This is a genomic window from Clostridium weizhouense, from assembly GCF_019431045.1.
GTDB classification, from domain to species: domain Bacteria; phylum Bacillota; class Clostridia; order Clostridiales; family Clostridiaceae; genus Clostridium; species Clostridium weizhouense.
In genome coordinates this window covers 391,349-412,171 of the sequence record NZ_JAHXPT010000001.1, presented here as the reverse complement: position 1 = coordinate 412,171, position 20,823 = coordinate 391,349, and the positions used below count along the sequence as shown (strand labels likewise).

The 20,823-nt window shown below is 24.9% G+C and carries 18 protein-coding genes; 14 read left to right on the top strand and 4 right to left on the bottom strand.

The features are described 5' to 3' along the window. The first annotated feature begins 8 nt into the window (after nucleotides 1–8). From KYD98_RS01930 to KYD98_RS01905, 6 genes are all read left to right on the top strand, one after another. Entirely contained in the window at nucleotides 9–1,142 is a 1,134-nt protein-coding gene (locus KYD98_RS01930; RefSeq protein WP_219777900.1) for a metallophosphoesterase family protein, read from the top strand. Then, the gene (locus tag KYD98_RS01925; protein ID WP_219778011.1) at nucleotides 1,132–3,870 is read left to right on the top strand and encodes an AAA family ATPase; all 2,739 of its coding nucleotides are present in this window, start codon (nucleotides 1,132–1,134) and stop codon (nucleotides 3,868–3,870) included. The genes KYD98_RS01930 and KYD98_RS01925 overlap by 11 nt, the downstream gene beginning before the upstream one ends. Before the next feature lie 127 nt (nucleotides 3,871–3,997). Beyond that, nucleotides 3,998–4,900 carry a metal ABC transporter solute-binding protein, Zn/Mn family gene (locus KYD98_RS01920; protein ID WP_219777899.1) on the top strand — a complete coding sequence of 301 codons (903 nt, stop codon included), beginning with the start codon at nucleotides 3,998–4,000 and terminating at the stop codon, nucleotides 4,898–4,900. 379 nt (nucleotides 4,901–5,279) lie between these two features. Beyond that, complete coding sequence (locus tag KYD98_RS01915) at nucleotides 5,280–7,073, top strand: MutS-related protein (RefSeq protein ID WP_219777898.1); 1,794 nt, start codon at nucleotides 5,280–5,282, stop codon at nucleotides 7,071–7,073. 50 nt (nucleotides 7,074–7,123) lie between these two features. Then, on the top strand, nucleotides 7,124–8,035 hold the full coding sequence (locus tag KYD98_RS01910) for a 3'-5' exonuclease (RefSeq protein WP_219777897.1): 912 nt from the start codon (nucleotides 7,124–7,126) through the stop codon (nucleotides 8,033–8,035). An 85-nt stretch (nucleotides 8,036–8,120) separates the two neighbouring features. Continuing rightward, complete coding sequence (locus KYD98_RS01905; protein ID WP_219777896.1) at nucleotides 8,121–8,543, top strand: CBS domain-containing protein; 423 nt, start codon at nucleotides 8,121–8,123, stop codon at nucleotides 8,541–8,543. Between the two features lie 59 nt (nucleotides 8,544–8,602). Here the strand turns inward: KYD98_RS01905 and KYD98_RS01900 are convergent, their stop codons facing one another. Genes KYD98_RS01900 through KYD98_RS01890 form a run of 3 tightly spaced genes read right to left on the bottom strand, consistent with a single transcriptional unit; the run spans nucleotide 8,603 to nucleotide 10,764 of the window. Then, nucleotides 8,603–9,259, bottom strand: a complete 657-nt coding sequence (locus KYD98_RS01900; RefSeq protein WP_219777895.1) for a DUF1292 domain-containing protein — start codon at nucleotides 9,257–9,259, stop codon at nucleotides 8,603–8,605. Nucleotides 9,260–9,267: 8 nt separating this feature from the next. Next, nucleotides 9,268–9,918 carry a PspA/IM30 family protein gene (locus tag KYD98_RS01895; protein WP_219777894.1) on the bottom strand — a complete coding sequence of 217 codons (651 nt, stop codon included), beginning with the start codon at nucleotides 9,916–9,918 and terminating at the stop codon, nucleotides 9,268–9,270. Nucleotides 9,919–9,942: 24 nt separating this feature from the next. Beyond that, a complete protein-coding gene (locus tag KYD98_RS01890) occupies nucleotides 9,943–10,764 on the bottom strand; it encodes a hypothetical protein (protein WP_219777893.1) in 822 nt (273 codons plus the stop codon). Nucleotides 10,765–11,386: 622 nt separating this feature from the next. Between KYD98_RS01890 and rpsA the strand changes: the two genes are divergently transcribed. Next, nucleotides 11,387–12,535, top strand: coding sequence for a 30S ribosomal protein S1 (gene rpsA, locus KYD98_RS01885; RefSeq protein WP_219777892.1), 1,149 nt, complete (start codon nucleotides 11,387–11,389; stop codon nucleotides 12,533–12,535). 252 nt (nucleotides 12,536–12,787) lie between these two features. Here the strand turns inward: rpsA and pyk are convergent, their stop codons facing one another. Next, entirely contained in the window at nucleotides 12,788–14,206 is a 1,419-nt protein-coding gene (pyk, locus tag KYD98_RS01880) for a pyruvate kinase (protein WP_219777891.1), read from the bottom strand. A gap of 202 nt (nucleotides 14,207–14,408) precedes the next feature. Here pyk and KYD98_RS01875 point away from each other — a divergent pair, with 202 nt between their 5' ends. The 7 genes from KYD98_RS01875 to mreC all read left to right on the top strand — a co-directional run bounded on the left by KYD98_RS01875 (nucleotide 14,409) and on the right by mreC (nucleotide 20,815). Continuing rightward, nucleotides 14,409–15,863 (top strand): aminoacyl-histidine dipeptidase, encoded by a 1,455-nt coding sequence (locus KYD98_RS01875; RefSeq protein WP_219777890.1) that lies wholly within the window; start codon nucleotides 14,409–14,411, stop codon nucleotides 15,861–15,863. Nucleotides 15,864–16,021: 158 nt separating this feature from the next. After that, complete coding sequence (locus KYD98_RS01870; RefSeq protein ID WP_219777889.1) at nucleotides 16,022–16,534, top strand: GNAT family N-acetyltransferase; 513 nt, start codon at nucleotides 16,022–16,024, stop codon at nucleotides 16,532–16,534. Between the two features lie 126 nt (nucleotides 16,535–16,660). After that, the gene (locus KYD98_RS01865; protein ID WP_219777888.1) at nucleotides 16,661–17,320 is read left to right on the top strand and encodes an SPOR domain-containing protein; all 660 of its coding nucleotides are present in this window, start codon (nucleotides 16,661–16,663) and stop codon (nucleotides 17,318–17,320) included. A gap of 236 nt (nucleotides 17,321–17,556) precedes the next feature. Next, nucleotides 17,557–18,123 (top strand): Maf-like protein, encoded by a 567-nt coding sequence (locus tag KYD98_RS01860; protein WP_219777887.1) that lies wholly within the window; start codon nucleotides 17,557–17,559, stop codon nucleotides 18,121–18,123. Between the two features lie 38 nt (nucleotides 18,124–18,161). Further along, nucleotides 18,162–18,851 carry a RadC family protein gene (gene radC, locus KYD98_RS01855; protein WP_219777886.1) on the top strand — a complete coding sequence of 230 codons (690 nt, stop codon included), beginning with the start codon at nucleotides 18,162–18,164 and terminating at the stop codon, nucleotides 18,849–18,851. A gap of 20 nt (nucleotides 18,852–18,871) precedes the next feature. Then, nucleotides 18,872–19,966 (top strand): rod shape-determining protein, encoded by a 1,095-nt coding sequence (locus KYD98_RS01850; RefSeq protein ID WP_219777885.1) that lies wholly within the window; start codon nucleotides 18,872–18,874, stop codon nucleotides 19,964–19,966. Nucleotides 19,967–19,969: 3 nt separating this feature from the next. Next, complete coding sequence (mreC, locus tag KYD98_RS01845; RefSeq protein WP_219777884.1) at nucleotides 19,970–20,815, top strand: rod shape-determining protein MreC; 846 nt, start codon at nucleotides 19,970–19,972, stop codon at nucleotides 20,813–20,815. Nucleotides 20,816–20,823 lie beyond the last annotated feature (8 nt).

The following is a 20,823-nucleotide window of genomic DNA, read 5'->3' as shown; positions in this document are numbered from 1 at the left end:
GTGATAATATGAATAAAATAAAAATTTTACATACAGCAGATTTACATTTTGATACACCATTTAGTGGAATGGATAATAATCAAGCTTTAAAAAGTAGAGAAGAATTAAAAGAGGTTTTTGACAAAATAATTAACATTGTTCTAGAAGAAAAAGTGGATATCTTATTAATTGCTGGGGATATTTTTGATAATTTATCTGTAAATAAAAGTACATTATATTTTATTAAAAATGCTTTAGAAAAAATAAGTAAAGTTAAAGTATTTATAAGTCCAGGAAATCATGATCCTTTTAATGAACGGTCATTTTATAACATTGTAGAATGGCCTAATAATGTTTATGTTTTTAAAGGTGCAATGGAAAAAATAGTATTAGAAGATTTGAAAACAGTAGTATGGGGAGCAGCTTTTACTAATAATTACGAAAATAAATCATTATTAAAAAATATAAATAGAGTTGAAGGATATAACAACATAATGGTTATGCATGCTGAAATCACTTCATTAAATGAAGGAAATGAATATAATCCTATTACTGAAATAGAAATTGATGAAAGTAATTTAGATTATATAGCACTAGGTCATAGACATAAATTTTCTGACATTAAAAAGATAAGAAATACCTATTATAGTTATAGCGGATGTCCACAAGGAAGAGGATTTGATGAATTAGATGATAAGGGGATTGTTATTGTTGAAGTTTTTAATAGGCATTGTGAAGGTAAATTTATAAAGACATCTATTAGAAATTATTATGAAAAAGAAATCGATATAAGTGAATGTTTTGGTTACAAAGAAATAAGTGATAGAATATTAGTTTCTATAGAAGATGCAGATATAAAAAATAACTGTTATAAAATAATCCTAAAGGGTGAATTATCAGAAGAATTTAATTTAAATGAGGATGTACTTGAAGGGATATTAAAAAAAGACTTTTACTTTGTAAAGATAGTAGATAAGACTGAAATTAAATTAGATTTTCAAGAGTTATTAAAGGGATATTCTATAAAAAGCATATTTGCAAGAAAGATGTATGAGGAATTAAAAAATGCAAAGACAGAAGATGAAAAAGAAATAATAAAATTAGCATTAAAGAAAGGTCTACAAAGCTTATCAGGAGAAGAGGTGAAGTCTTATAATTATTAAAAAAGCTAGTATTGAAAGTTTTGCTGGAATAAAAGGCAAAATAATAGAATTTAAAAATGGATTTAATTTAATATATGGAGAAAATGAAAAGGGAAAAAGTACAATAGAAAATTTTATTAGAATATGGCTTTATGGATTTGATAATAGTAGAGGAAAACTTAATGATAGAAGAAGATATTCACCTTTAAGCGGAGAAAAAATGTCTGGTGAGCTCACCATAGAACATGAAGAAGAAGTATATACAATTAGGAGAAGTTTTGGATTAACTAAAAAGGAAGACGTATGTGAGATAGTAGATGATATTACTGGAGATAAAATAGAATTATTTTATGAGAATGAACCAGGAAAAAATTTTTTGAAAATAAATTCTTCAACATTTTCTAAGACTTTGTTTATAAATCAATTAGGTGTTGCTGTAAATAAAGATAAAGAAGAAGAAATAATGGAAAAGATAACTAATATATATAACTCAGGGGAAGAAAATATATCTGTAAAAAAAGCCATTGAAATATTAGAAAAAGGTAAAAAGCAATTAATTACTAGCAGGAAATTGGGTGAATTAGATTTACTTAGAGAAAAAAGGGATTCTCTTAAAGAAGAATTATGGGAAGGTTATAAACTTGCAGAAGAAAATATAGAAAATGAAGAAGAGTTATTAAAAAAAATAGAATATAAGGCTGAAATTAAGGGGCAAATTGAAAATTTAGAGTTATATAGAAAATATATTAAAAAAATTAAACTACAAAAAGATTATAAAGAAATTGTTGAGTATTTAAAAAAGGGTGAGGAACTTAAAAAAAGAGAAAAAGAAATAAGTGGAGAATTAAGAACAAGTGATAAAATTTTAACTCAAGAATTTTTAGAGGAAATAAATAAGGATTATACTAGATATTTGAGTTTAAATGATATGAGAGAAGAAAAGCTTCAAGAAAAATATAATTTAGAAAATCAATATGAAGAGAAAAAGGAAGAATATAAAGAGTTTAATGTATTTAATTCTATAGAAGATGATGATATAAAAGAGAAAGTATATATTCTAAAAATGGAAAAAGAAAATTTAGAAGAAAAAATAAATAATATAAAAGATATTAAATATTCAATAGAAGAATTACAAAAAGAATTAAACTATAGAGAAAGAGAAATAGTTAATTTAGAATGGATATCTAAAAATAGAGATAATATAGATGATATAATAAGTTCTTATAAAGAAGGTTTAAAGGAATTAAAGTATAAATTAGAAGATGATACAAATAAGTTAACAAATGTATCAAGTAAAGATATTAAAAATAAGTTGATAATCATATATATATTATCAATTATAGGAATTATAGCATTTATATTTTCTATTATTAAAGGGATTTTTCCATTAAGCATAAGTTTAATTCCTATTTTTATAGTTTTAATTAAATTTTATTTAAAATATTCTTTAGAAATAAAAACAAAAGAAAATTTAAAAAAACAAAGAGATGGAATAGAAAATTTAAAAGAAAAAGTAGATCAAGATGAAAAAAAATTAAAAAATTATGTGCAAGAATTAAAGTGTAATAATTTTGAAGAGTTTATGAATAAGTTAAAACAATATGATTCTTATAAAATTTATAAAGAAAATATAATGTTAACTATTAATACTAAAAAAGAGACTTTAAATAGTATTAATTCGAATGAGTTAAAAGAAAAATATAATAAAAATAATAGTATAATATATTCTCTTTTTAATGTCTTTAGTTGTAATTCACTTGAAGAAATCATTGGAAAAATAAATTTATATGAAAATTTAAAAAAAGAATTATTACCATTAGAATATGAAATCTCAAAACTTAAATCTGAAATATTAAATATAAATATTCAATTAAAAGAGCGTGAAGAAGATTTAAGACAAAAAACATCTGGAATGGATTTAGAGAAAATAGAAATATTAGATTTTCATATAAAATTGAAAGATTTTAGAGATAAGATTAGTAAAATGCAAGAAATCAAAAATAATCTTAACAGTGTAAATGAAACATATAAAGTGTTATTAAAAAACAGAGATATAAATGAAATAAAAGAAGAAATGAAAGAAATAATAAATAATAATATAAAATATTCATATGAATCTGAAGAAGAGATAGATAAAGAATTAAAAAATAAATCAGATGAGTTACTAAGTTTAGAAAAAGATATAAAAGATTTAGAACATAATATAGAAAAAAGATATTTAGGAAAAAGAGAAGTTTCAGTTATAGAGGAAGAAATAAGTATAGTTGAAGAAAAAATATCTAAAGCAGAAAAAGAAGCGAGTGCTTTAGAATTAGCAAGTTCAAAATTACAAGAGGCTTTTTTAGAAGTAAGAAAGAATATAGCACCCGAGTTAAATAATACAGTTTTAAATAAGTTTAATTATTTAAGTTCTGGAAATTATAAAGAGGTTAAAATTTCAGAAGAATACAAGTTAAAAGTTAAAAATGATAATAATTTATTTGATATAGATATATTAAGTAATGGTGCTAAGGATCAATTATATTTATCATTAAGATTATCATTTGTTGAAATGTTGTTTAAGAATAAAGATGTTTCATTGTTTTTAGATGATGCATTTGTTCAATATGATGATGAAAGAAGAACTAAAGCTTTAAAATTATTGATTGCAGAAAAATTTAAGCAAATATTATTTTTTACTTGTCAAAGTATAGATAAAGAAATTTTGGATAAAAATAAAATAAAGTACAATTTAATACAATTAAGTTAAAAGAAGAATCAGCTTTAAATATTAATAATATATTTAAAGCTGGATTTTTTATTATAATTTGACAAGAATATATTAATAAGGTAAAATAATTAATGAAAATGCAAATCATATGCAAAAGGAGAATGTTATGGGGAAAAAAATTATTTCAGTATTATCATGTATATTAATAGGGGCCTTATTAGTAGGATGCAATCAAAAAGGAAAAACTAAAGATTTAATTAATGATGAGAATAAAGATAATAAAATAAAAGTTATGGTTTCAATATATCCATTGAAAGAGTTCACTGAAAAAATTGGTGGAAATAATGTAGAAGTAAATTGTTTGGTACCAGATAATATGGAGCCACATGATTATGAACCGAAAACTAAGGACTTTGAAAATTTAACAAAGAGTGATATGTTTATTTATAATGGATTAGGGATGGAATCATGGATAGATTCAGTAAATAACGTAATAGATGAAAAAAAAGTGCTAAAAGTAAATTCAAGTGAAGGAATAGATATTAGAAAAGAAGGAGAGTTAATAGATCCACATTCATGGTTAAGCTTGATACAGGTACAAAAGCAATGTGAGAATATAAAAGATGCTCTTATAAAATTAGACGAAAAAAATACTCAAAAATATGAAGAAAATTATAAAAAATTTAAAGATGAATTAAATTCACTTTATAATGAATATTCGGGTAAATTTAATCAGTTAGAGAAAAAAGATTTTATAACTGGTCATGCAGCTTTTGGATATTTATGCAGAGATTTTGGATTATCACAAAAATCAGTTGAAAATTTATATGGGGAAGGTGAACCTACACCAAAGCAATTGGAAGAATTAGTTAATTTTTGTAAAGATAATAACATAAAAAATATATTTTCAGAATCTTTAGCAAGCCCTAAAGTATCAAAAACACTAGCTAGTGAAGTTGGTGCTGATGTTGTTCCAATATATACTTTGGAATCGAATGAGGATAATAAGGGTTATATAGATGCTATGAGAGAAAATCTAGAAAGAATATATGATTCTTTAAATAAATAATAAGTTAATTAGCTATGTTAAAAAATACATTTAGGCAAAATTAAAAAAATAACAAGTCTATTTATTAACTTATTTTTGATATGTTTTATATAAAAAATATAGATTAATTTTAAACTTAATGAACTGTCTTAATTATAGCAATTTATTTTATAAGACAGTTCATTTTTTATCCATATTAATGCTATATATGGTAAAATTATATTATTATTTAAGCAAATAATATACATGAAATAAAATAATATTTGTAAAAATATATTTTAAAATATATATAGTCAATAGCGTATAAGTTATTAACTAAATTTTAATAAAATATTTAACTATATAGTACTAATAACAAGTATTATTTTTTTAGTGTATAAATAATATAGAAGGAGAGAATATGGATATATCGAAAAAATTTTATGAGGATAAGATAGCGGAAAACGTTAAAACAAGCAATATACTTTTAAAACAAATAAATATAATATCTTGGAGTAGACTAATAATATTAATATTAATGTTATTAATAGATTATTTATTATATAAAAATGGAGAGTATACATCATTAATAGTTAGTAGCATTATGTTTATTTCAGGTTTTATAGGTGTTGTTATATATCATTCTAATAAATTAGAGGCTAAGAAACGTTCAGATATTATAATTAATATTAATAAAAGAGGATTAGATAGATTATCAGGTGAATTTAAAAAGTTTAAAGATAATGGAAGTGAATATTTAGATGAAAATAATCCGTTTATAAATGATTTGAATGTTTTTGGACAAAATTCAATTTTCCAATTTATAAATTCAACAGTAACTAAAGGTGGGAGAGAGAGATTAGTTAATATATTAGGCTTAAAAGAAGAAGTAAATAAAAAAAGTATAGTAAACAAACAATTTGCAATAAAAGAACTTGCAGATAAAGTTGAGTGGAGACAAAAATTTATACTAGAAGGATCAATGAGAAAATCTTCTGATAGAGCTATAAGAGAATTAATTGGATGGGGCAAAAAGGGAAATTCAATAAAATTTATAAGTGTAATAATTAGTTATACTTTTATATTTGTAAATTTTGTTTCAATACTTTTAAGTTTAATGAATATATTACCATTATCATTTATTTTACTTGTATTCATGATTGATTTTATTGTTATCAAAATGTTAACTAAAAATATGATTGAAGATATTAATTTATTTAATGATATAAAAAATGATGTTAAAGAGTATAGTGAAATATTATCATTAATAGAAAATGAGACTTTTGAATCAGAACACTTAAAGGAATTAAAAGATAAGTTAATCAATAATCAAGTAAGTAGTAAAATAGAAATGAAGAAGATTTCGAATTTATTAGATTGGATTGGAGATAGTTCATATAATGCTGTTTATTTTGTGTTAAATGTATTAGTGTTTTCTGATGTATTTATTATGAGAAAATTGGATTTATGGAAAAATAAAAATGGTAAATATTTAGAAAAATGGTTAGATGTTATGAATGAATTTGATGCTTTAAGTAGTATATCAAATCTTGCTTTTGATTACAAAAATTGGAGTTATCCAATAATATTAGATAATAGTTATATATGCGGTGAAGATATAGCGCATCCATTGCTTGGAGAGAAAGCAATTAAAAATAATTTTTCGATTAAAAATTCTGAAAAGGTAGCATTAATTACTGGCTCTAATATGTCTGGTAAGAGTACTTTTTTAAGAACATTAGGATCAAATTTAGTACTTAGTTATATAGGGGCCCCAGTTTGTGCTAAAGAATTTAGTTGTGGAATAATGAAAATTTATACATGTATTACGACCAGAGATAATTTAGAAGAAAATATTTCTTCATTCTACGCTGAAATATTAAGAATAAAAATACTAATTGAAGCATGTAAAAAAGAAGAAAAAGTATTCTTTCTTTTAGATGAGATATTTAAAGGTACAAATTCTAAAGACAGACATACTGGTGCAATTGTATTAATTAAGCAATTAATAAAGTATGGTGGAATAGGGCTTGTTTCAACACATGATTTAGAACTATGTGATTTAGAAAAAGAAGATGATAGAATAATAAATTATAATTTTAGAGAATTTTATAAAGACAATAAAATAAATTTTGATTATAAGTTAAGACAAGGTAAAAGTGAAACACAAAATGCAATTCATTTAATGAAGCTTGCAGGAATAGAACTATCATAATTATCTTTTTTTAGAACTTATATTATTACTTGGTAAAAGAGGGATTTAAAATGGGGTATATAATAATTGATTTAGAATTTAATAATTTAAAAAACATAGTTAAATATCAAGAAAATTTTTTTGAAAAGCATAAGGATTTAAAACAGATAGAATTAGAAAATGAAATTATAGAAATTGGAGCAATAAAAGTAGATAAATATATGAAACCAGTATGTGAGATGAGGGAATATATTAAGCCAACTGTATTCCCAATTATTAATCCAGTGGTTACAGATATAACAAAAATAACAATGGATATATTAAATAACAAGGGCATTCCATTTATTGAAGGCTTAAATAAATTAAAAAGTATGTTTGAAGATGGCGATATTATTTGTTCTTGGGCAAAGGATGATATTGTAGAATTGATTATGAATGCTGATTATCATAATTATGGTGATTTAAGTTGGATTAAAGAATATTTAGATATACAAGAATATTCAACAAAAATATTAGCACATAAAAAGGCATTAGGCTTAAAAAATGCGTTAGAAGAATTAAAAATAAAAGTAGATGATAGTAAATTACATGATGCATTAAATGATGCACAATATACATTACTTGTATTTAAACACATTTATAATTCTAGAATAGTTAAAAATTATATAGTTAAAGATATATATAATATGCCATCTATACAAATAAGTGATTTAGATAGTATTAAAATAGATGAAAAAAAGTTAGCATTAAAATGTCCGAAATGTAAAAGTAAGGTTAATTTAGAAGAAGAATTTAAACTATTAAATTGGAGATTTGCTTCAGTTGGATCATGTCCAAAATGTAGAAATAAAATTTTAAGTGAGATAATAGTTAAAAGAACTCTTCAAGGAAATGATGTTTATAATGAAGTAAATACAATTTTAAAAGAAGAGGCTTATTTAAATTACGTTTACAAACTTGAAAAGATAAATAGTTCTAAATAAAAGGTTTTCACTAAAGCATTTTTAATAAAAATATGTTAAAATACAAATAGAGATAAATTTAATAATTACAAGAGAGGATTTAATTATGAATATAGCCTTTTTTCTTACTCCAAAAAATGAAGTGGTGTATGAAAATGAAGACACAACAATGAGACAAGTTATAGAGAAAATGGAAAGACATGGTTATACAGCTATTCCACTTATAAATAAAGAAGGAAAATATGTAGGAACTTTAACAGAAGGAGATTTATTATGGAAATTAAAAAATACTCCAGATTTAAATTTTAAAAATACAGAATCTGTAAAAGTTAGAGATATACATAGAAGAATATCTCATAAGTCTGTTTCTATTAATGCTGATATTGAAAGTTTAATATCATTAGCAATAAGTCAAAACTTTGTATCTGTAGTTGATGATAATGGAATATTTATAGGAATTATTAAGAGAAGTGATATAATAAACTATTGTTTTAATGAAATGAAAAGAAGAAAAGTTATAAATTTATAAATAAGAAGAGGACTATCTTAAAAATATTTATGTATTTAAGATAGTCCTTTTAAATGTGTCTAATAATCTGAAGATTGATAAGTTTCAACTATAAAATCAAATTCTTCTGCATCTGTTATTTCACCATAAGAAGTTTCTTTAATTCCAGGATAATAATATAATACTAATTTATCATCAATATTAATAATGTTTTCTAATAGTATATATTGTTTGTCTAAGATGCAATCTTCTATTGTGGCTAGAACTCTATATTTTGCAGAACAACCTGTATCATTATTGGTTAAGTCTACAATAAAATTATCATGTTTTCGTACATTTACTCTTTCTTTATCACAAGAGTGTATATAGGAATTTTCTCTACAGCTTGAACATGATTTGAATTTACAATCAAAGGCACAATTTAGGCATGTACATTTAGCACATTTTTCTAAATCTTTAAATGCTTTTTGATTTTTGATTTTATAGTTTTTAGCTTTATTTATAGAAGGAGCTGTTTTAAATAAACTTAAAAAGCTTACTTTTTTAACATCTAATTCAGCTGAATCTAAAAGTTTAATATAATCTTGTAATACAGAAGACTTAATGTAGTATTTTCGTGATTTTAATTTATTTTCAGAAAGGAAAGGTGAAATTTCGCTAATAGCGTAAGCTATATCTGTATATATCTTCCCCCAATAGTCCTTTTCTCCATTAATAAATTCCATATCTTTATTCATAGTTTCACCTAATTGCTTTTATATTTTTCTAATTCAAGATCTAAATCAACTTCATTTAATTTTTCAAACTCACTATCAAAATCATCTAGGTCTTTTAACTCTTTTAATCCTTCAGCAAGAGATTCTTTTCTTTGAATTTTTCTTTCAATACTATCTATTTGAATTGAATTATCTTTAGTTTTTACATTAGCAAGAATTTCATTTACTTTTTCAGAAGCTTGAGCATTTGAATATCTTGCAGCAGCTTCATCTCTATAATTTCGAGTTTTCGTTATTTCTTCTTCTAATTCACGTAAATTTTTCTTTAACATATCTGCTTGAGCTTTTGAATTATTATAACTTGATTGTAGTGAATCATATTTTTTATCAACTTCCATTTTTCTAGCTAATGCTTTTTTAGCTAAATCTTCATTACCTTTAGATAAAGCTAATTTAATTTTTTCTTCAAAATCAGTTGACTCTTTTTTTGCAGCATTCATTTTCTTTTCGATTTCATGAACATTTCCTAAAATTTGAGCAGAATTTAATTTGGCTTTACTAAGTTGATCTTCCATATCTCTTAATTTTTGATCTAAAAGTTCTATTGGATTCTCCATTTCATCTAAGGCATTGTTTACCTTAGCTTTAAACATATTTGACATTCTTGAAAAAATTCCCATAAAAATACCTCCTAAAGTATCTAATTATTTTCTATTTCTTTTTAAATATATCTTGATTACTGTAATAATTAATATAAATATTGCACCTAGTGTTAAAGCATTAAGTATTAAGCTTGAAGTAGATCCAAAATAGAATGGCCTGTAATAGTTACTACCACCAAACCAATTAAAGCCTCTAGATTGTGATGGTGAATTGTAAGTTTGGGGACTACTTTGTTGCGTGCTACTATTTGTATCTGATGAATCAGAGTCACTTTTTGATTTATCAGTAGATGAATATGTTCCACTACTAAATCCTTTCGAAGCACCTGTACTAGAGTTAGTAGTTTTTTCATTTGTATTAGAAGAACTCTTGTTGTTATCTTTTGTGGTAGAAAAATTCCCTGATTTAAATCCTTCAGAACTCTTATTACTAGTATTTTTTTCTGTGTTAGAAGAATTTTTAGTATTATCATTTGTAGTGGAAGAGTTTTTAGTAGTATCTTTTGTATTAGAAAAATTTCCTGATTTAAATCCCTCAGCACTTTTATTACTAGTACTTTTTTTGGTTGAAGTTGTACTTTTAGTAGAACTGGAAGAAGTAGAACCAGATGAACTTTTAAATCCTCCAGATTTAAAACTACTAGAGCTAGATCGAGAAGAAGAACTTCTACTACTACCACCTTTAGCTAACAAATTATTTGTTGAAGTTTGAATAAAATTACTGTTAGCATAAACTATTGTATTATCTTTTTCAGTTATATTTGCTACTGATAAAATATCTAAAGGAAGACTTGTAATAGCAAATAAAATAACTAAGAATAAAGTGAAAATATACTTATTTTTAATCTTAAAAATAGTGAGCACCCCCTAAAAGACTATGTATTTATTATATTGAAAAGCTTGTTAGTATACAATATTGAAAATAGATGAAAAATAACTAAAAATAATAATGAGATAATGCTAACTCTTTAATTCTCAATAAGGCTAATGCATAGTGGTAATATTAATTATATTAAAGGTTATAAAATAACTTTTAATATAATTAATATTATTCTGTTCAAACTGTTAAAATATAGGATGCTTGTATAAATCATATTATTGCATTAAAATTATATATAAGTTCTAATAAAGTTTGTTCATTAATATAAATCTTAGAATATTTCTAAATGATGTGATTTGCGAGTATAGAGAGAAACTTATATAGAAAATTTATGATGTATATGATTCTAAATAGATACTATTAATAAAGATATAATTTTATATGTAACTTATATAAAAGATTATAAATGCAATAACTTAATTAGAATATATATTAATTAACTTTTGGCATTGATATTAAATACTAGGTAAGATTAGTATTTATTCAATTTAAAATAAATATTGTATACTTATAGATAACGGTTTCTGAATTTTAAATTTAGTAAAAATAAGCTTATTTTAGTATTTACTTTAAAAATGCCGTAAATATTATTAAGGAAGTGGTAATATGTCAGAAAATATAAAGGATAATATTATGAATGAATTTTTAAATGGGTATGATGTAAAAAGAATAAGTACAGGAGAAATTTTAAGAGGAAAAGTTATAGAAGTTAATGATAAAGAAGCGATAGTAAATATAAATTATGCTTTTGACGGTTTAATAACTAAGGAAGAATTATCATTAGATGATAAAAATCCAAGCGATGTGCTTAAAGTAGATGATGAAATAGAAGTGTATGTTGTATCACCTAATGATGGGGAAGGGTATGTTAAACTTTCACTTATAAAGGCATTAGCTATTAAAGAAAAGGATGAAATAAATAAAGCATTTAAAGGAGAAAATAACATAACTGTTTATGTTAAAGAAGAAACAAAAGGTGGATTAATTGCTTACTATGGAAATATAAGAGTATTTATTCCAGGATCATTAGCTTCAAGAGAAAGAATAGAATTAAATATATTAGTAGGCAAAAGTTTAGAAGTTAAAATTATAGAATTAGATTTTAGAAATAATAAAGTAGTTGCTTCAAGAAGAATTATTGAAGATCAAGAATATGAAATTAAGAGAAATAAATTATGGAGTTCTTTAAAGGAAGGAGAAAAGAAAACTGGGATTATAAAAAAACTAGTTAAATATGGTGCATTTGTTGATATTGGAGGAATAGAAGGGTTAATTCATATTTCAGATTTATCTTGGAATAAAGTAAATAGACCTGAAGAAGTAGTTAAAGAAAATGATAAGGTAGAAGTCTACATAGGATCTGTAGATCCTAAAAAACAAAGATTATCATTAATATTAAAAGATGTAAATAAAGAGCCTTGGACTTTACACCAAGATGAAATTAAAGAGGGGAATATATACGAAGGGAAAGTTGTAAGACTTACTTCTTTTGGAGCTTTTGTTGAGATATTTGATGGAATAGAAGGGTTAGTTCATATTACTGAAATAACAGATGATAATATTTCTAAACCATCAGATGTTCTAGAAATAAATCAAAAATTAAAAGTAAAGGTATTAAATTTTGATAAAGAAAACAAAAAAATTTCATTAAGCATAAAAGAAGCAATAGAAGGAAGTAAAGAATATCTTAACTATGTAGATAAAGAAGAAGGATTATCTTTAGGAGAATTATTTAAAGATTTTAAATTTGAATAAGTATATATAATAAATACTTATTCAAATAAGAGTTATTTAGTAAGTTAAAGAACTTTATATAGTTTGTTGCAGAATTAAATTTGTAATATATAAATAAGCTGTTTTAAATACAAAGAAAATTGTATTTGAAACAGCTTAAATGATTTAAAGTTTTATAAAATATTTAATATAATATCGTTATTAAACTATATAAGTTTCAATTAAAATCTAAGTATTAATTAATAAGTCTATTAAGTAAACTTATATTAAAGCTTAAAGTTTTTCTATTTTTAACATATTTGTACCACCAGTTTGAGTTGTAGGCATTCCAGCAGCAACAACAATATCTTCACCAGGTAAAGCAAAATTTAAATTAAATACAGCTCTTCTAGCCTCTGTTAAAATATCATCAGTAGTATTATACATATCACAAAGAACTGGTAATACTCCAAAATTTAATGCTAAACTTCTTCTAACCTTTTCATAAGGAGTTATTGCTATAACAGGTGATTTTGGTCTATATCTTGAAATCATTGTAGCAGTAGCACCACTTTTAGTAGCAGCAACTATTGATGAAGCATGTAATAAATTTGAAGTTCTACAAGCGGTATAACTTATTGCACCAGCATAATCAGTAAGAGATGGTTCTCTTAATCTTGCAGTTAAATGGTTATAATCTAAATGTGCTTCGGCTTCTTTTGCAATTTCTGACATTATAGTAGCAGCTTCAATTGGAAAACTTCCAGATGCACTTTCTCCACTTAACATAATAGCATCTGTTCCGTCAAATATAGCATTACATATATCACTAGCTTCAGCTCTAGTAGGAATAGAATTTCTAATCATTGAATCAAGCATTTGAGTTGCAGTTACTACAACTTTACCGGCATCATTACATTTTCTTATAATCATCTTTTGAATTATAGGAACTTTTTGGATTGGAATTTCTACACCCATATCTCCTCTTGCAACCATTACACAATCAGTTGATTTGATAATATCATCAATATTATCAACACCTTCTTGATTTTCTATTTTTGCTATTACCTTAATATGTTTTCCGTTGTTTTCTGCTAGAACTTTTTTTACATCAAGAACATCACTAGCTTTTCTGATAAAAGAAGCAGCTATAAAATCTACGCCCATTTCGCAACCGAATTTTATGTCTTCAATGTCTTTTTCGGTTATTGATGGTAATTTAATTACTACATTAGGAACGTTTACACCCTTATGATTTTTGATTTTTCCGCCAACAGTTACGATACAGTTAATACGTTTCCCTTCAACCCCTGTAACTTTAAATCTTAAAAGTCCATCATCAACAAGAATTTCTCCACCAACTTTTATGTCTTGATAAAGTTCTTCATAAGAAATTGAACATTGAGTTTCATCACCTAGAATTTCTTCTCCACAAATAAAAGAAAAACCTTGTCCTTCCTTAAGGTCTACTCCATCATTTATAAAATTATGGGTTCTAATTTTAGGACCTTTAATATCTAATATCATTGCAGTAGGAGTTCCCATATCTTTTCTGATTTTTTTTATTAAATCTATTTTTTCTTTGTGAGTTTCATGAGTACCATGAGAAAAATTTAATCTTGCAGCACTCATACCAATTTTAATAAATTTTCTTAACGTTTCTTCATTATCACTTGACGGTCCAATTGTAAAAATCATTTTAGTTTTTTGCATATTAACACCTCTTCTATAAATTTTAAATAACCTTATTCTAATTATGTAATACTAAAATAAAGAATAAATTTAATTGAATAATATTATTTAATTTATATTTTATGGTAAAATTAAAATAATATTATTTAATTTATATTTTATAATTAATTTAAATTAGCATATATGTTAATTTTATCACATATTTAGGAAGGAAAGAACAATTATGAGAAAATTTAAACAAATTAATTGCGAAAAAGTTTTTTACTACTTTGAAGAAATATCAAAAATTCCTAGAGGATCAGGGAATGAGAAGGGTATAAGTGATTATTTATTAAGTTTCGGTAAAGGGTTAGGTTTAGAAACAATTCAAGATGAAGCATTAAATATAATAATAAAAAAACCAGCATCACCAGGATATGAGGATGCACCAACCGCAATAATTCAAGGTCATATGGATATGGTCTGTGAAAAAAATAACGAAACTATACATGATTTTACTAAAGATCCAATAGAATTAGTTACTAAAGATGATTTTATTTATGCAAATGGAACTACTTTAGGTGCTGATGATGGTATTGCAGTAGCATATGCAATGGCATTATTAGAAGACAATACTTTGGAACATCCGGCACTTGAAATATTATTAACAACAGATGAAGAAGCAGGTATGACTGGAGCAATGGCACTAAAGCCAGATAGCTTAGATGGAAAAATTGTTTTAAATTTAGATTCGGAAGAAGAAGGAAAACTTTTAGTTAGCTGTGCAGGTGGAATAAGAACAAAATCTACTTTAACTATAGAATGGGAAGAAGCTAAAGCTGATACAAAAGAATATGAAATTACAATTAAAGGTTTAAGTGGAGGACATTCGGGTTCTGATATACACTTAGAAAGAGGAAATTCAAATAAATTAATAGGAAGAGTTTTAAAGAATTTACTTAATAGTTTAGACTTTAGAATAATTTCATTAAATGGTGGTTCTAAAAATAATGCTATACCTAGAGAAGCAATAGCAAAAGTATTAATAAATTCACAAGATGAAGAAAAATTTATTAATATAATATCAACATTAAGAGAAGATTTTAAAAATGAATTTAGAGTAAAAGATCCTAATATTAAATTAGAGACTAAAGTATTAGAAGAAAAATCTAAAAAAGTATTTTCTAAAGATACTACTAATAAGGTTATTAATCTATTATATTTATATCCAAATGGAGTAAATACAGTAAGCTCTGATATAGAAGGCTTAACAGAAAGTTCAACTAATATAGGTGTTGTTACAACTAATGAAACTTGTATAGAATATGATAGTGCGGTAAGAAGTTCTGTATTTTCATTAAGAGAAGAAATTGTTGAAAAAATTAAGTGTTTAACTGATGTATTTGAAGGCACTGTTTCAAATACAGCTGGATATCCAGAATGGCAATTTAAAGAAGATTCAAAAATAAGAGAAATATGTAAAGATGTTTATAAAGAATTATATGATGAAGAACCAGAGGTTGTAGCTATTCATGCTGGTGTAGAATGTGGATTATTTAAAGAAAAATTAGGAGATCTAGATATGATAAGTTTTGGGCCAGATTTATTTGATGCACATACTCCAAATGAACATATGAGTATTTCTTCTGTAAAAAGAGTTTGGGAATATCTATTAGAAGTATTAAAGAAAATTAAATAGTAAAAAATTAATAACAATAAAGTATTTAGCTATGTTTTAAAAAGATATTTTTAAAACATAGCCTTTTTGATTTATTTTTAGATTTCATAGAGGAAATATTATGTAAAATGAAGAATAATTATAATTAACATTGAAATTAATAAGGAGGAACAATCAGATTGGTAAATATTGAGTTTTATTGTGAGGAGTTTAAAATAACTAGTGTTAAAAGAGATGATATAGATAAATTAAATGAATGGATTAAATTAAATGATAATTTTAATGAAGATGTTTTTTCCTTAGATAAACAATTATTTTATAGAAGATTTTTAGAGTATTATTTAACAGAAGAAGAGTTATTTCTTAAAATAGAAAAAGATAATCATATATATGGTGTTTTTAAAGGTCGTTTTGAATTAGAAGGAAAATCAGAATTGTTTATTTGGTTATACTTAATAGATTTTAGATTTAGAAATATGGGATTTGGAAATAAAATATTAAAAGAAATATTAGATTATTTTAAGAGTCTTTATTGCGTAGAATATTTTAAAGTAGGAGTAAATTCAGAAAATAAAAAAGCAATTAAATTTTGGAATACTATGGGATTTGATAAGGTTAGGATATCAAAAAATTTTTTTGAAGATAATAACTATAATTCAACAGATTTATTAATATTAAGTAAATCAGCTTAATTTAAAAATGTATAACATAATTCATATAAATCTAACCTAGAGAATAATTATAATACATAAGAAATAAAGCTACATAATTAATATTATTTAGTTAGTAATCTAATTATAAATTTAGGAGGTATTTATATGAGATATACAAGATATGAGTACAAAAAACACAGGAAATTTAAATTTTTGTGTGTAATATCAATAATAGTAGGAGTATCTATTGTAATTGGATTATATTTTAGCAAGATTGTATTCAAAGGTGATGTTAATATTAATTCTTCAAATGAGTGTATTGTTACTAATAGCAATGAAAATTTTATGGCTTTGCAATTCGGTTATTATGCAAATAAAGAAAATGCTGATGCAGCAGTTAATACTATACCTTCTAAATATAACAGCTATATAATTGAAAATGAAAATAAATATAGAGTTGTAATTGGTTTATATTCAGAAGATGATGGAACAAAAAAATTAGAAGAGTTAACAAGTCAAGGTATAAATGTTGTTAAAATTAATTTTAAATTTCCTAATGATACAATAGAACAAAAAAAGATTAGTAAGATAACTGAAGGATTTTTAATTATAAGTGATAAGTTAGAAGAACCAGATGTTAAAAGTGTAAAAACATCTGATTATAAAACTTGGTGTTTAAAAATAATTGGTAGTGAGCAATCTAGCAATGATGAGTTAAACAATGTTAAAGAGTATGTAGATAATTTACCAGATGAAATAGATAAAACTAATGTTAAAGTTCATTTAAAATATTTTTATGAAATTATTGAAAAGTATAAAGTGTAAGAATTATTACAATAAAATTAATTTTTTATAAAAACATTACAAGTTACTTTAACGTACTTGTTTAAGAACTGGTTAAATGTTAAACTATATTGGTGTAGTGATGGTTGTCAGCTTTTGGGGATCATAACTACACCTTAAGTGTTTATGACTAATTTTAATTACTTAAGGGAATTTATGTCTATAATTATATGAATTGGGGATAATTATTAAGGACAGTTTTTAGAGGATGTGAGTATATGAAAGTTATATTAGCTTCTGCTTCAGAAAGACGACAAGAATTATTAACAAGACTTATAAAAGATTTTGATATAGTAGTTAGTAATTTTGATGAAAGTGAAATAATTTTTGAAGGCTCTATTGATAAATATGTTCAAGATATAGCTTTAGGAAAAGCTATTAGTATTAAGAACAATATTCATGAGGATGCAATAATAATATCGGCAGATACTATAGTTACATTAGATGGTAAGATATTAGGTAAACCAAGAGATGAAAAACATGCATTTGACATGATAAAATCTCTTCAAGGAAGGAAACATTTTGTTTATTCTGGAATTGTAGTAATTAATACAGCTTTAAACAAGACTGTTAAGGAAAGCTTGTATACAGAAGTAACATTTGCATCAATGAGTGATGAAGAAATTAGAGAATACATAAAAACAAAAGAACCTTTGGATAAGGCTGGAGCTTATGGAATACAAGGCATAGGTGGAACATTTATACAAGAAATAAAAGGATGCTATTATAATGTAGTTGGTCTTCCTTTAAATAAGTTAAAAACTATGCTTGAACAAGTAAAATAAAATGGGGTGGGGTATCCAATATTAAGAGGAGGATATTTATGTATAATAATCTTAAAATTAAGGATATACCTGAAAATGAAAGGCCAAAGGAAAAATTGCTATTATATGGAGCTGAAACTTTAAGTAATTCAGAATTGTTAGCAATTATATTAAAAACTGGTACTAAAGGTGAGAATGTACTTGCATTAAGCACTAGACTTTTATCAGAATTAGAAGGGCTAGATGGAGTATTAAATGCATCTTTTGATAATATAACCTCAATAAAAGGAATAAAGGATGGCAAGGCTTCACAAATATTAGCTTTGGCTGAACTTTTTAAAAGATTTAAAACTTTAAAATCATCAGATAAAAAGTTTAAAATTACATCTCCTAATGATGTAGCAACATTAATTAGTGGAGAGATGTGTGGATTAAAACAAGAAATATTAAAAGTTATATTTCTGAATACAAAAAATATTATTATTGGCACAAAAGATATATTTAAAGGAACTTTAAATTCATCTATTGTTCATCCAAGAGAGATATTTAAGCATGCAATAAATAAAAGCAGTGCAAAAATAATTATATCTCATAATCATCCATCAGGAGATCCAACACCTAGTAAGGAAGATATAAATATTACAGTAAGAATTAAAGAATGTGGTAGTATTATTGGAATTGAATTAATTGACCATATAATAATAGGAAAAGAAAATTTTATTAGTTTAAAAGAAAAAGGATTCATATAATCGAAAGGGGAAAAAACACAATGGGATTTTTTGGTTCTGGAAAAGACATGGGAATAGATTTAGGAACAGCGAATACTTTAGTTTTTGTAAAGGGTAAGGGAATAGTTTTAAGAGAACCTTCAGTTGTTGCTATGAATAATGTAACTAAGAAGCCTTTAGCAGTAGGAGCTGAAGCAAAGCTTATGATAGGAAGAACACCAGGAAATATAGTGGCTATAAGACCACTAAGAGATGGTGTAATTGCAGATTTTGATGTTGCACAAACAATGCTTAAAAAATTAATAGAAAAGGTATCAACAAAAAATGCCTTTAAAAGTCCAAGAATAATAGTTTGTTATCCTTCAGGAATTACTGAAGTAGAAAAGAGAGCCATTGAAGAAGCTACTAAACTTGCAGGTGCAAGAGATGTTATATTGATGGAAGAACCAATGGCAGCTGCAATTGGAGCAGGATTACCAGTAAGTGAACCAACTGGTAGTATGATTGTAGATATTGGTGGGGGAACAACAGAAGTTGCAATTATTTCTTTAGGTGGAATAGTAACTAGTAGATCATTAAGAGTTGCTGGAGATGAGTTAGATCAAGCAATAATTTCTTATATTAAAAAAGAATTTAACTTAATGATTGGAGAAAGAACAGCAGAACAAGTTAAAATGGAAATTGGTTCAGCACATCCAGTAAAAAATAGGGTTGTTGAATTTAATAATGAAGATAGCGATGAAAATGAAGATGATTCAAATAAATCAATTAGTATAGATAATTTAAATAACAAAACTATGGAAATAAAAGGAAGAGATATGATATCTGGTCTTCCTAAAGTTATTGAAATAACAGAAGCTCAAATAAGAGAAGCATTAAAAGAACCAGTATGTGCAATTATAGAAGCGATTAAAATAACTTTAGAAAAGACGCCACCAGAATTAGCAGCAGATATAATGGAAAAAGGAATTATGTTAGCTGGTGGAGGAGCTTTATTAAAAGGATTAGACGTATTAATAAATGAAGAAACTAATATGCCTGTACATATTGCAGAGGCGCCTCTTGACTGTGTTGTTTTAGGAGCTGGAAAAGCTTTAGAAGATTTTGATAAAATTAGCAGAGATCAAAGAGGATAAAAAGTGAAGTTTCTTAAGAATAAACTGGCAGTAACTATTATAGTGCTGTCAGTTAGCTTTTTAGGGTTAATAGTTCATACAGTCAAGAGAGAAAATAAAAATATAGTTGAAAATGGGGCAAGTAATACTTTAAAACCAGCACAAACGCTAATTTATAAAGCTACAAATACAGTAAAAGAAACATTAGATTTCTTTTTAAATTTTTCAGAAGTTAAAAATCAAAATAGAGACTTAACAACAGAAAATGAAGAACTTAAAAGTAAATTATTACAGTATTCTGATTTAGAACAAGAAAATGAAAGATTAAGAGATGTATTAAATTTCTCAAAGCAAAATAATAACTATAATTATATAGGCTGTGACATTATTGGTTATAGTGGAGGAAGTTTTTTAGATGGATATATAGTAAATAAAGGGGAAAATGAAGGTATTAAAAAAGGAATGATTGTAATTTCAGCAAAAGGGCTTGTAGGTCAAGTTACAACAGTAGGTAGTAACTGGAGTATTATTCAATCATTAATTAATGAAAATATAGCTGTAAGCGTTATGGTAGAGAGTACAAGAGAAAGTACAGGATACTTAAAGGGATATAAAGATAATAAAAATAGAAATTTAGCAAAGGTATATAATCTTCCTATGGATTCTGAGATAAAAGAAGGCGATGTTATTATGACTTCAGGAGTCGGAAGAATTTATCCTAAGGAAATTAAAATTGGAGAAGTTATCTCTGTAGAGGAAGATAAAATTAAAGTAATGAAGACAGCGCTTGTAAAGCCATATGTGGACTTTAATAAATTAGAAGAATTATTTATTGTATCTCCTAAAGATACAAGAGAAATTAAATATTAGGAGTTTTT